At 45.5% G+C, this 14,182-nt stretch carries 5 protein-coding genes; all 5 read left to right on the top strand.

Going from position 1 to position 14,182, the window contains the following annotated elements; genetic code table 11:
• Positions 1-108 precede the first annotated feature (108 nt).
• Entirely contained in the window at positions 109-384 is a 276-nt protein-coding gene (locus ACGHZ6_RS24200; RefSeq protein WP_390616650.1) for an HU family DNA-binding protein, read from the top strand.
• 110 nt (positions 385-494) lie between these two features.
• The gene (locus ACGHZ6_RS24195) at positions 495-1,772 is read left to right on the top strand and encodes a dicarboxylate/amino acid:cation symporter (RefSeq protein WP_390616649.1); all 1,278 of its coding nucleotides are present in this window, start codon (positions 495-497) and stop codon (positions 1,770-1,772) included.
• 146 nt (positions 1,773-1,918) lie between these two features.
• Complete coding sequence (locus ACGHZ6_RS24190) at positions 1,919-3,652, top strand: ShlB/FhaC/HecB family hemolysin secretion/activation protein (protein ID WP_390616648.1); 1,734 nt, start codon at positions 1,919-1,921, stop codon at positions 3,650-3,652.
• Between the two features lie 22 nt (positions 3,653-3,674).
• Positions 3,675-13,682, top strand: a complete 10,008-nt coding sequence (locus ACGHZ6_RS24185; RefSeq protein WP_390616647.1) for a hemagglutinin repeat-containing protein — start codon at positions 3,675-3,677, stop codon at positions 13,680-13,682.
• Positions 13,682-14,152 carry an SMI1/KNR4 family protein gene (locus ACGHZ6_RS24180; protein ID WP_390616646.1) on the top strand — a complete coding sequence of 157 codons (471 nt, stop codon included), beginning with the start codon at positions 13,682-13,684 and terminating at the stop codon, positions 14,150-14,152. The genes ACGHZ6_RS24185 and ACGHZ6_RS24180 overlap by 1 nt, the downstream gene beginning before the upstream one ends.
• Positions 14,153-14,182: the final 30 nt, after the last annotated feature.

Genomic DNA, 14,182 nt, shown 5'->3' with positions numbered 1-14,182 from the left:
GCTATGCCTGACTCAACGCCATGGATATGGTCTATAAACCAGCTTATCGTTAAAGCACACACATTAAGCAATATATAAAACAATAATAGAAATACGAAGGAAATACCTATGCATAAGAGCGATTTGGTAGCTGCTGTTGCCGACTTAGCTGATTTACCGAAAGAAAAAACCAACGATGTGGTATCGGCCATTTTTGATGAAATCACCAATGCATTAAGCCGTGACGAAACCGTTAACCTGATTGGTTTTGGTTCTTTCTCTCAGCGTCACCGCGCAGCCCGTACCGGCCGCAGCCCCAAGACCGGTGAAACCATTCAAATTCCCGCTAGTACTTCAGTAGGGTTTAAGCCTGGTAAAGCACTGAAAGATTCGGTTAATGGCTGAGTAAAAAACAGCCTTTAACCCCAAAAAACGAAAGCCTGGCTTTCGTTTTTTTATGCCCTACGAAATAGCTCAATATATGGAAAGCGCATTGCGCATTAAGGAATCCTGTTATGCCTCTTAGAGATTTACAGCTGCACTGGCAAATTATGATCGCCATTATTGGTGCCATTTTGGTAGGGCTTGCCATTGATGAATCCACTACCCTGATAGGGGTAAGACTGCTGGATGTCTTTAGCTTTATCGGCACCCTGTTCTTAAATGGTTTAAAAATGATCATCGTGCCGTTGGTGTTGTCTTCCATTATTTGTGGGGTGGCAAGCATTGGTGGCAGTAAAGACCTGGGACGCTTGGGCGGTAAAACCCTGGGTTTCTATATGTTGTCCAGCTTTCTCGCCATCATGATTGGGCTGTTGTTTGTGAATGCCTTTGCTCCCGGTGTGATTGATGGACAGCCCGCTGGTGATCGTTTGAATTTAAGCAGTGATTCCGCTGTAACTGCTCAGCTTGAACGTGTTGAAGGTCGCGGAGTCAGTGATATTACCGCGGTATTTTTGCGCATGGTGCCAGCCAACATTGTGCAGGCAGCAGCAGATGGACAAATGCTGGGGTTGATCTGTTTTGGATTGCTGTTTGGTTTCTTTATGACCCGTATCAGCAAAGGACCCAGCAAAACCCTGATGGATTTCTGGCAGGGTGTGTTTGAAACCATGATGGAAATCACCCTGTTTATTATGAAGTTCGCCCCAATCGGTGTGTTCGGTCTGGTGGCAAAAACAGTGACAGTAACCGGCTTCGATGCCTTTAAACCGCTGTTGATATTCTTCTTTACTGTTTTCCTGGCGCTACTTACCCACGCGGTAATTACCATGGCGATTTTATTAAAAACCATGGGTGGTATTAATCCGTTACGCCATTATCGCGCCATGGCCCCTGCCCTACTCACCGCATTTTCAACCGCCTCTTCTTCGGGCACCCTGCCGGTGACCATGGAGTGTGTGGAAAAGAACGCGAAGGTTTCCAACAAAACCAGTTCGTTTGTTTTGCCGTTGGGGGCAACGATCAATATGGATGGCACCGCGCTGTATGAATGTGTCGCCGCCATGTTTATCGCCCAGGCCTACGGTTTGGATTTAACCCTCACCACCCAGTTCACCATCGTATTGGTTGCCTTACTGACATCCGTTGGTGTTGCCGGTATTCCAGCGGCGAGCCTGGTGGCAATTACGGTAATTCTTGGCGTGATTGGTTTGCCGCTTGAAGGTATAGGCATGTTGCTGGTCACCGATCGCATTCTCGATATGATGCGTACCGCGGTTAACGTGTTTAGTGATAGCTGTTGTGCGGTGATTATTGCCCGTAATGAGGGTGAGGATCAGGTGTTGGCATAAGAAAAGTAAGATTTTTCCTAACTTTTACATGACTTTGCAGTCGGAAGTATGACAAAATGCGCGCCAAGGAATGGCGCGTATGGCTTAACAGTCAAAAGATAGTCGCTACATTCTCATTTTGGAGCAATTGAATAGGGATTATGACCATGTCCAAGGGTAAGGTTTACCTTGGTATATGCATCGCATTACTTTCAGGGATGACATCTACAGCGTTGGTTCAGGCGCAGGCTACTCAGCCCCCCTCTGACCGCATTATTCAACTCGAACAACAGCGGCAAGCTGAAGAGCGGCGACGAATAGAAGCTGAACAACGCAACCGTTCAGAATACCCCGTACCTTTTGAAGAAAGGCAGTCAGCAGAGTCTTTAGATGGCCCCTGTTTTACTATCCAGCAAATCGAGCTGCAGGGTGTAAATCAGCTGCCTTTATCTGAGTTTGATGAGACGCTGACATCATTTGTAGGTCAGTGTCTTGGTGTTGGTCAGCTCAATGAGGTCCTTACCGCGGTGACCCGACGTTATTTTGAGTTGGGGTATATCACCACGCGAGCCTATTTGCCACAGCAAAACCTGCAACAAGGAACCTTAATCATTCAGGTCATTGAAGGCCTTGTAGAAGCTATTGAATCAGCGGCCAATCGACAGGCAAGTGAAAATCTGGCGATTATATTCCCGGGCCTAGAGCAACAGATTTTAAACTTACGTGATCTTGAGCAGGGTTTGGAGCAAATTAATCGACTGCGATCGCGTAGAGCAACAATGCAATTGATTCCTGGCTCTGCTATGGGGCAGAGTTTGGTAGAGATACAAGAGCAAACAGCTCAACCGTGGCAAATTACAAGCCGCTTTTCCAATTCTGGACAGGACAATACCGGTGAAAGCCAAGCCCAATTAATGGCAAGTTGGGATAGCCCATTAGGTCTTTACGATTACACCTACCTCTCTCTTCAAACAGATACAAAGGATGATAGCGATGGCAAGAAAAGCCAAAGTGTTTCCTGGCATTGGGACATACCGTTGGGTTATTGGAATCTAAGCCTTGATACCACCTATTTTGAATATCTTTCTCGTGTACAGGGTACTAACCAAACGTTTGAAACAAGTGGTAAAAGCCAAACGCAACGACTTTCCATTGGGCGAGTTTTATCTAGGGATGCTGACAGCAAGACCAGATTGAACCTGGGGTTAACCCGAAAAGAGAATGAAAACTTCATTGAAGATGTTTTAATTGAGACCAGTAGCCGCACGCTGGGGATTGCTACTTTAGCCTTAAAACATGAGCAGTATTTTCAGCGAGGCGGATTACTATTGGGTGAATTAACCTATCATCGGGGGTTAGATGCTTTCAGCAGTCCTGATGATGATGAAATCAATAGTCAGTTACGCCATCTAGCTCCCAAGGCTCAGTTCGATAAGTACACAATTGATATCGATTTTAATCAGCCTTTTTCTCTCGCCGCCTTCAGCAACAAACTCCAGTACAAAACTCGCTTGCACGCCCAATACAGCCCCGATGTGTTATTTGGCAGTGAAGAAATCAGCATAGGTAGCGCCTATACCGTGAGGGGATACAAAGAGAGCAGCTTGTCCAGCAATACCGGCGCCTATTGGCGCAATGATTTGCTGGCAAGCTTTTACCCGGCATGGGGTAAGGATTGGTTACAACGAGTTACACCCTTTATCGGGTTGGATGCGGGTCTGGTGCGCGATTACAGCACGGACACCGATAAATACGAAACGCTGAAAGGTTGGGCTGTGGGCTTAATGGCCACGGGGAAGTACTGGTCGATTGAAATGACCTATGCCCAGCCAATAGATGAGCCGGATTATCTACGCAATACCGGCGAAGAGTTTGCATTCAGTATCAGTTTTACGCTGTAGTACAGTTTAGGGAAGCTTCACGATGTCTTATATAAAACGGACTTTTTCTTATACCTTGGTTGGCTTGTTAACCTTTCAGCCTGCAATAGTTTCTGCGGGTGTGGTGGTTGATAAGAATGCTGCGAAGGCAAACCAAGCCATATTGGATAAGGCGGGCAATGGCATAGATATTGTTAATATTACCAAGCCCAGTGCTAAAGGCGTCTCACATAACAAATTCTCTGAACTGGATATTGGTTCCCAGGGCCTGATTTTTAACAACGCCAATGTCATTACGGCAACCGATCTGGCCGGGTACATAGAAGGCAATCCGCAACTGACAGCCGGTAGTGCTAGCATCATTTTAAATGAAGTAACTAGCGCTAATCGATCATTGCTCGAAGGTTATGCAGAAATTGCAGGGCAATCGGCTGATTTCATCTTGGCTAACCCTAATGGCATTACCTGTAACGGTTGTGGGTTTATCAATACCCCTCGGGCTACATTAACGACAGGTACGCCCAATTTCCTCAATGGTGGCTTAGATGGATTTTCCATTAGCGGAGGTGATGTTGAGCTTGGTGGCTTAAATAGCAGTAATATAGATAGGCTGGATATTCTGACCCGTGCACTTGTTCTTAATGACGAGTTACATGCTAAAGAATTGAACATCATCACAGGTCGGAATGATGTAGATTACGACTCGCTAAGGGTTACAGAATTAGCTGATGATGGCTCGACTAAGCCCGCCTTTTCGCTGGATACCGCCGCACTTGGTGGTATGTATGCCAACAGTATTACGTTAATCGGCACGGAAGAAGGTGTTGGCGTTAATGTCGCAGGTGAACTTAGTGCCAGTGCAGGTAATATTGAGTTAACTGTTAATGGCGATATTGTTTTTGCCAATAAGGTTCAGGCAGCTGAGTCAATCGCACTGAACACAACGAAAGACATAACGGTGGGCGATAATCTTCTCTCAGAAGATGGCAGTATCCTTATCGTTGCAGATCATCTTGAAAATAACGCTGCCATTAATGCTGAAGCAGGTTTAGATGTTAATGCAGATACGGTAATTAATAACCAATCTATATCGGCGAGTACGATTACGCTTAATCTCAACGAGCGTTTTGAAAATAATGGCTCTGTAATTGCCAGTGATTCTGCGATTGTAGCTGCAAATTCTGCACGTATTGAAAATAATCGAGATTCTCAATTGGCTGCAAGTGAATTAACAATCACGGGCAATGAACTTATTAACAGGGGAAATATTCAGGGAAGCTCACGCCTAGAGGTTTCCGTAACCAACAATATTACCAACCAAGCAATAATTCAAACCGATGCAGAAGATGCATTCATTAGTGCAGGCGGAGTGATAGATAACAGTTGTGATGACACTGATACGTACTGCGGAAATATAGCGCACGCTGGTCAAGGACAATTGACGATATCGGCACAGGGTGTCAATAATGAGAGAGCAACAATTGCATCTAATGGAAAGCTGTCAATTGTTGCTGATCAACTCAGCAATCAACAAGGTAATATAAACGCTGAGGAGATAGATGGAACACTTCTCGATGTGAACAATAATAGCGGGACGCTAACAGCCGATACCCTGTCATTAAATACTCAAACCCTTAGCAATAATTATAATGGCACCATAACCGGTAATAATCAGCTAAACCTCAGGGCTTCTGTAGAACTGCAAAATAACGATGGCGGTCGCATTCAAACCAATGCTAACAATGCATCTATTTACAGCGGTGGCCAGTTAACGAATAGAAAGGGTTCTATTATTCATTCGGGAACGGGTGAATTACAGTTGACGGCAAATACTCTCGATGGGACTGAAGGAGCAATAGCATCTAATGGTGTAGCACGTATTGCTGTATCAAATTTAGATAATACTGACGGTAACCTTCAAGCTGAATCCATTTCTATTACAAGCGCTAATGTGATTAATGATGGCGGTAGTTTTATTGCCGATATCGTTTCCATAGCGGCCGATTGGATATCTAATGTTGACGGCCTACTCAGAGGTGTTGATGAGTTAGATATAACCGTTACACAAAACCTGGATAACACTCAAGGCATTATTCAAACCAATCAAGAAAATGTTGCAATCTCTGTAAGCAATATTTTGACAAATACACAAGGTCAGATTACACACGCAGGAAATGGCACATTATCTTTACAGTCTGCTCAGTTGGATAACCAGCAAGGCACAATTGCGTCAAATGGAACAATAGCTGTTACGACAACAGACCTGGATAACAGCTCCGGCACTATCAATGCCGTTACAATAACGGCTAACAATCTATCGATTAATAACGATAACGGCGTAATCAGCGCTGATAATTTGTCGTTAAGTACAACAGATTTCAGCAATGTAAGTGGTGAATTGACGGGTGTAAATGCGCTTACTATAAGTTCTACAAGCGGCTTGGATAATACTGATGGTGATATTCGCACCAATGCAGCACATGCAGCTATTTCTTCCGGAGGAGAGTTAAACAATACCCGTGGTGAGATAGTGCACGCGGGCTCAGGCAAGCTGGATCTCGATGTAACAACATTCACAAATATTCAAGGTTCCGTGGTTTCAAATGGCGAGGTCGAAATCACGGCTTCACGTTTGGATAACAGTGAAGGTGTATTAAATGCAACTGATGTAACTGTTATAGCAACTGATGTGATTAATCACGATGGCGATATGGTCGCGGATAATTTAGCGATACAAGCAACAACACTCAGCAATAGTAAAGGTGAAATTACAGGTGTTGAAGCTTTAAGCCTGACGGTTAGTGATAGCCTTGATAATACCAATGGACTTATTCAGACCAACGCCGATGATGTCGTTATTACTGCAGGTAATAGTCTTACCAATACGGATGGCACAATCACCCATGCAGGAACAGGAACATTATCTGTTACGGCGAGTGCCGTAACTAACAGCGGTACCATTGCATCGAATGGTTCAATTGACGTTAATACAACATCATTGAATAACACCAACGGCAAACTGGATGCATCACAGCGTATTAATGTGGCTAATGGTTCTGATACGGCATCACTAGTTAGTGATGGCGGTTCCATTATTGGCGATATGGTGACATTAGCCACACAGTGGTTATCGAATATTGGCGGTACTATTGCTGGTATTACAGGGCTGAGTATTTCTACTGAGTCTGATCTCATTAACGACAACGGCGTTATTCAAACCGCTCAGGCTAACTTCTCTCTCACCACCCCCGGTGATTTTAGCAACCAGAATGGTCAGGTATTGCATCTTGGCAGTGGTGAATTGGCGTTTGATGTAACAGGCACACTTAATAACACTACGGGTTTATTGCAATCAAAAGGCGACCTTGTATTGAGCGCCTCTAATGCTGTTAATGATAATGGGTTGTGGGTTGCTACAGGGAACATTGCGCTTACATCAGCAGGGCTAAGTAATGTCGGCGGTGGTATCTACGGAGTTGGTGATTTTTCCAATGTTACGATTAATATCGGTAATAATATTATAAACAATAGCAATGGCGTTATTACCGGATCAGATCAAGTTTCCGTGATAGCCAACACGATAACCAATAACGGCGGAACCATCTGGTCTGATAACGCGTTAACGCTGGATCTCTACAGTGCGGCATCCGGTGGTGTTATAGGTGGTTACAATCAGCTTAATCTAATCACCGATATAGATTACCAGAATGCAGCGGGTACAAAGCTGTTAACCACCGGTGGTTTAAACATCACCACGCTTGGAGCCTTCATTAATGAAGGTGAAATATCCGTTCAGGATAACTTCTATCTTTCGGCAACGGGACTAACGAATACCAGCGGAGGTATTATTGCTTCAGCCAAGGATATATCTCTGAATATTACCGGCAATGTGAATAACCAAGGCCGTTTAAGTGCAGCACGTAATCTGACAATTAATGCTGTTGATATTACCAATACCGGGACCTTGGGGGCGGGCTCTGATTTGGGTATTACAGCCAATAGCATCAGTAATGGTAATAATAGTCTGCTGTTCTCTGGCAATAATATGTCGTTAGCGTTGGTTCAAAACCTGACTAACAATTACGGAACGCTCTTTGCAAATAACAACATAGATATAACCTCAAGCACCGGTCAGGTTGAGAATATCTCAGGCACGATTAATGCCTATAATGGCAATTTGTCCATCGCGGCAAATGCCATCATAAATCGAAAATCACAGTTCTCTGTATCTTCATCCTTAACGTCTAATTCTGGTGTGAATTACTGGTGTACCGACTGTAGCGGCGATAACTACACCTGGTACTGGGAAGCCTACAGTTATTACACCGATGTCATTAGCCAGGATTCACCGACAGCCTATTTACTGTCTGGTGCCGATATGACATTGGTTGGCGGTAGTATTACCAATGAATACAGCGCTATTACTGCTGTTGGTGATTTGACTATGACCGGCGATAGCTTGACCAATGTTGGTTACGCTGGTGGTGAAAAAACCGTTTATGAACGATGGAAGGCTAGAACAACTGATGGTACTTACCGACGCATGCAAAGCGATCACTTATATCCGGCAGGATTGAGTGAGCAATATGAGGCCCGAATCAGTAAATTTACTGTTACTAGATATCGACCACTTGATAACTGGAATCAACTTCGGTTAACGAGTAAGCCTATTCCAAGCTGGATGCGTCAATTTAATCGCACCCATTACACCGAAACCTATACCGCAGGCTCACAAGCCACAGGGACCATTCAGGCAGGTGGCAGCATTACCGGCAGCTTTACCGGCCAGATTGATAACGTCAACATCGCTGAATACACCACGACACCGAGTAATATCGGTGTGGAAACCCTGGATAGTTCAACGACACAAGGCCAGCGAGCTAGCATTAATCCAATTAACTTCCAGGATAGTGATGCACAGCTATCCAGTGTAGGTGATGTAAGTAACAATAATTCTGTTCAAAGCGTAGCCGACGGACAGTCAACGATTACAGCGGTAGTTGATAATGATGACGTCGATAGAGTTAATGCCAACACGGCTATCGCCATCACAGATCTCTTACCACAACGTGGAACAGGCGTATTCACCATAACCCCTGAGGCTAATCACCCCTATCTGGTAGAAAGTGATCCCCTGTTTGCGGACTATGGCAACTTCATCAGCTCAGATTACCTGCTGGGACGTTTAGGTATTGATACCGACGGTATCACCAAACGCCTGGGGGATGGTTATTATGAAACCCAGTTAGTGAGGCAAGCCGCCTATAACGCGACCGGACAAGTGGCCCATATCGGTTTTGGCTCTGAGCTGAACTGGATGCAATCACTGATGGACAATGCCGTGGCGCAATCGGAGCTTCTGGATTTCAGTTTCGGTATTAGCCTGACAGATGAACAAGTCTCCGCGTTAACCCAAGATATGATCTGGATGGTAGAGCGTGAAGTTGAAGGGCAGCTCGTGCTGGTTCCAGAACTCTACCTGGCCAGTGTCAATGAGAATTCCATCGCCCGAGGCGGTGCAGTCATTACCGGTGACAGTGTACAGCTAATGACCGCAGCTGGTGACATCAATAACAGCGGTGCCCTATCGTCTCAGGATCTATTCCTTCAGTCGGACAAGGGGATCAACAACCGTGGAGCCTTAATTGCCAACAACGCGCTAGAAGTTGAATCCCGCACTGATATTGCCAATATAGGCGGCAGTATGCGCGGTGAAAATGTCAGCCTGGTGAGTCGCGAAGGCTCCATTCAAAATAAAACCGAAGTCACCCAAACCGAGTGGGGTAAAACCTGGCGTGGTGAGGCCGGGCATATCACAACCCAAGTGGGACACCGGGCAAGCATCACGGCAGATAACAACTTATCACTGGGTGCCAACAAGTCTATCGATATTGCTGCCTCCGACGTTACCAGCGGCGGCAATGCTGAACTCAACGCAGGCGAAGGTATTACCATAACGGCAGTACAAACCCGGGATCGCCACGCCTATAGTTGGCGCAATGGCCACATGATGGAAGATACCATCAGCCATGAAACCTCCGAGTTAACTGTTGCGAACAATCTCACATTAAATGCCGGCAAAGACATTGAAATTTCAGGCTCGCAAGTAACGGCGGGTAATGATGTCAGTATTCGTACCCAGCGTGACCTGACTGTATCTTCGGTACAGGATGAGCATCACTATGAATTTTATGAAAAGGATGAAGGCAGTTTTGGTCGATCCAGTGAAGTCCTGATAAGAAAAGATTCCATCACCCAGCAGGGTAGCCTGATTAAGGCGGGCGGTGATCTGATGATCAATACCGCTAAAACCGAGGCGGGCATTGCTGCCAATGACAGCCGTGATGTCACTATAACCGCCAGTAAGGCCGAAGCCGGCCAGGATCTTATCGCCCATGCCGGGCGCAACCTGACGGTGGATGCAGCCGAAAATATGACATCCAGTTATGTCTACAAACAAAAAAGCTCCGGCGGCCTGAGCGGTAAATCAAAAACCACGATTAACAGTAATGCCCAAACAACCTCTGTTGTTTCGGTCCTTTCTGCCGGAGGGGAAACCCAACTGATTGCCGGTGAAGATCAATCCCTGCAAGGTGCTCAGGTGGTTTCTGAAGGTGATCTATCCTTGGCGGCGGGTGGTGATATCACACTCAGCAGCGCTCAGGATACGGCATCCAGTTACCACTATGAGAAGAAAACCAAATCCGGCATCTTCGCCAGTGGTGGCAGCATTACCGTCGGTTCGCAAAAACAGTCCCAGTCAACCGACACGCAGGAAGTTATTCAGCGTGGCACGCTGATTGGCAGCTTGCAGGGTGATGTTTCCATTGCGGCCAATGATGATGTGACGGTCACTGCTTCAGAAGCCTTTGCTGATGGTGATGTACATATCGAGGGTAAGAACGTCACTTTGAATCATGCTTATAACACCTACACCCAGGAGCAAAAGCAGGAATTTAAACAGAGTGGAGTTTCACTGTCGGTTAGTGCCAAAGGAGTCGAAACCGCCAAGGAATTTTCCCATAGTATAGAGCGCGGAGGTGAGGTTGAAGACGAGCGTTTGCAGGCCTTGTATGCGCTAAGAGCAGCTCGTCTGGCGGAGGATTTACATGAGCTAAAAGACACCGCTGAGGCCATAGCCAACGGTGACTTCACCAAAGCGGGTGTGGAAGTCAGTATCAGTGTTGGCAGCAGCAAAAGCGAAAGTCACAGCATAAATGAAGTCCATAATGCTGTGGGTAGCCGTGTGAATGCTGGTGGGACTGCGGAAGTTATTGCACGCGGTGAAGCAGCTAATGATGTAGCAGGTAATATCACAGCAATAGGCAGTGAAATAAACGGCGACACAGTATCCCTTCAAGCGGCTAATGATATAACCCTGGCAGCAGCGAAAAACCAGAACGATTACAACAGTGAAAACAGCAGTAGTGGTTGGGCTGTCGGCTTAAAAGTAGCTGTTGGCCAAGGTGAAGGCGGTAAAAACGGCTTAAGTATATTTGCCAATGGCAATAAAGGCGAAGGCTATACACACTCTTCAAATGATCAGTATCTGGAAACAGACATTAATGGCCGTGATGTTACGATCGTGGCTGATAACGATACTCTGTTGGAAGGGGCTCGAATTAAAGGTGACAAAGTTTCGCTGCAGACTGGTGGTGATCTTACCATTCGTAGCCAACAGGATGAATCTACCTATGAATCCGAGCAGAAGCATGCCAGTGCGGGTGTGTCGGTGGGTATTGGGTCTCAGGCGCCAGTAAGTGTAAATCTGGCCTATAGCCAAACAGAAATTGAAGCCGAGCACCGCAGTGTGCAGGAGCAGAGTGGTATTTTTGCCGGTGAAGATGGCTTTGATGTTCAGGTGGGCGGCAACACAGAACTAAAAGGCGCTGTGATTGTTGCCGAAGGTGAGAGCGCTAATAACCGTCTGGAAACAGCCAGCCTATCTTATGATGAGCTGGAAAATGTCTCTCGTTACGATGCTAAAAGTGTCAGCATTAGTGTTAGCACAAGCTTCAATCAGTCTGAAGGCGATGGTAATAGCCCCATGGGTATTGGCGGAGGTGCTGCCAGTGACTCTGATGAGGCTTCCAGTACTACTCGTTCGGCTATTAGCCAAGCGACGATAACCGTTGCAGGCAAAGAGATTGATCAGAATAGCCTTGATGGTTTAGCGGACAACGCTGATGACGCTCATACTCCGCTGGAGAATGTTTTTGATGCCGAAGAGGTACAGCGTGATCTTGAAGAGACCCGTGAGTTGGTTGAGGTCTTTTCGGAGGAAGCTTATCGCAGGGTGGGTGATTATTATCAAGAACACGAGAATGCTAAAGATGAGTTAAAGGCTGCAAGAAAAGCCGAGAAAGAAGGTAAGCCTTATCCGGTAGATATAGAAGAGCTTGAGGCTAGAGTAGAAGAAACCAAGCCAGCTATTTCAAAAGAGCTGGCTCATGCCATTGTTGGTGGTATAGCAACCTCTCTGGGTGGAGGTGATTTTGCCAGTGGTGCAGCGGCAGCCGGTGTTAATGAGCTGGTAAACCAGAAGCTTGGAGATGCTCTTCCTGATGATGCTGAAACGCGTAACGCGTTGGCGGTGATTTTGGGTGCTGCGGCTAGTTCGGCTGTTGGTGGTAGTTCAGTCGATGGTGGGTTGATTGCGGGGAATGCGGATAAGTTTAATCGGCAGTTGCATAAGACTGAAGTTGAGTGGTTAAAAGATAACATTCAAGGTTATGCTGACGAACGCGGCATTACAGCTCAAGACGCAGAGGCAGAGCTCATGGCCACAGCTCAAGCCATGAACGATGAGGAGTGGGCAAAGCAGTTAGCTAATGACCCAAATGTTACTGAGTCGGCTAAACAGTACATAAGTAAAAATGCACAAACAATAACCTTCATAGATGATCAAGGTAATAAACGCTTCATGCTCACCTCAACGGAGGATGAGTATAAGAATGGAGATATGTACCTGTATCAGTACGGTGACATAAAAGATGACCTATATAAACCTAAGGAAACAATAGGAGATATAGTTGAGAAAAACTGGGACTTGGTGACTGCCGCAGCCACAGTTCACGGTACAGCTAAAGAAATCTATGAGTCTGGAGATGACCTCTACCAGACCTCTAAAGCATTGTTGGATGCTGAAAATTACGAAAAAGCTATCGCGTTTTACGATTGGGCTAAAGAGCACCCGCAAGAAGCTGAGCAGGCTTTGATAGAAGCACTTCCTGAATTAGCAGAAGATTTTAAACGGGATCTATTAACAGAGATATACCGGCATGATCTTTACGAAGATCAAAACCGTTACTATGATAAGCAGGTTGAAGAAGTTCAGGACGGTTTGAGTGTTGTTAATCCGTTCAAGAAGCTTGCGGCTATAGGTGCTTTGCCTGCGGTAGTTAATAAACTGCCAGACATGCGTGGTGATGCGGCTACGGATTTGGCTGATGGTGGGGTTGGGAATCGGGGACCGGATGGTCCAGATAGTGGACATGCAAATGCTAAACCTGATGATCGCGTAGGCGATACCGGTCCATACGATCCAAATAAAAAACGTGAAGATCTAGAGCATGTTTTTGGTGAGGAAAACGTAACTTCTACAACTAATCCTAAAGATCCGTTGCAAAGGGTAAATTCTAACCCAGAAAAAGGCGTTGAGGTCATTACTGATTCTTATGGTAACAAGGCTGTCCGTGTAAAATACGAAGACCCTGTTACAGGGGAATCTACGACTGCAAATATTCCATACGATAGTCGCGGACTTGTTGTCTTTGATGACCACACAAAATTCACTACACGTATTGATAAGAGCGTAGACTATGATTCTCAGTTTCCTCAGGCAACAAGAGACCTGAAGAGTGCTATTGCGCGCGGAGACGTTAGTACTGATGATTTTACTCCGCTTCAGTTAAAGCAAATCAATGCAGAGAAGCCAAAAATTCAAGGATTCACATGGCATCATGATGCAAGTGGTAAGATGCAGTTGGTCCCAACCGATGTGCATAAAGCTGTTTCTCATATAGGTGATGCTTTGGATAAGGGGAAATAATGAAAAAATTGGAAGTGTTTCATGATAGTGGCGAGATCGATCCCTTGTTTATAGATGAGTTCGAAAGGGATTTTGAAATAAAGTTTCCCTCGACATATAGAGATTTAATTGCGAGGCATAATGAGTTAATCCCAGAGTTTTCATTCTTTGATTTTATGAGCCTTACTGATAACTCAGTTTCTTCTCGGGATATTACCTTTTTTGGTTTTGGGGAACTTTCTTCGGAATCTGGAAAGATAGAAAATAATCAAGATCACGATGTGTATGGCCATAAAGAGGTTGTTTGCTTTGGCTGCTCAGCTAACGGCGATTATATCTGTTTTGACTATCGATCCTGCCCAGAAAGTGATAATCCTCCTGTGGTATTAATGTTTCACGATTATCAGGGTGAGGATGGAAAGTTACTGGTTTGCCCAGTGGCTGATGATTTTGAATCTTTTTTAAATCTATTACGACCTTCAACTGATTAGAGGTTAGATTAAAGGGGTCATCCACAATTC

Source organism: Maricurvus nonylphenolicus, assembly GCF_042854845.1.
In the GTDB taxonomy this organism is placed as follows: Bacteria; Pseudomonadota; Gammaproteobacteria; order Pseudomonadales; family Cellvibrionaceae; genus Maricurvus; species Maricurvus nonylphenolicus.
The sequence above is the reverse complement of the archived record's forward strand: the minus strand, read 5'-3'. Positions and strand labels throughout refer to the sequence as shown.

Excerpts from the sequence above, each read along its gene's own strand:
- ACGHZ6_RS24180 (WP_390616646.1), top strand. The coding sequence starts at position 13,682 with ATGAAAAAATTGGAAGTGTTTCATGATAGTGGCGAGATCGATCCCTTG.
- ACGHZ6_RS24185 (WP_390616647.1), top strand. The coding sequence starts at position 3,675 with ATGTCTTATATAAAACGGACTTTTTCTTATACCTTGGTTGGCTTGTTA.
- ACGHZ6_RS24200 (WP_390616650.1), top strand. The coding sequence starts at position 109 with ATGCATAAGAGCGATTTGGTAGCTGCTGTTGCCGACTTAGCTGATTTA.
- ACGHZ6_RS24195 (WP_390616649.1), top strand. The coding sequence starts at position 495 with ATGCCTCTTAGAGATTTACAGCTGCACTGGCAAATTATGATCGCCATT.
- ACGHZ6_RS24190 (WP_390616648.1), top strand. The coding sequence starts at position 1,919 with ATGTCCAAGGGTAAGGTTTACCTTGGTATATGCATCGCATTACTTTCA.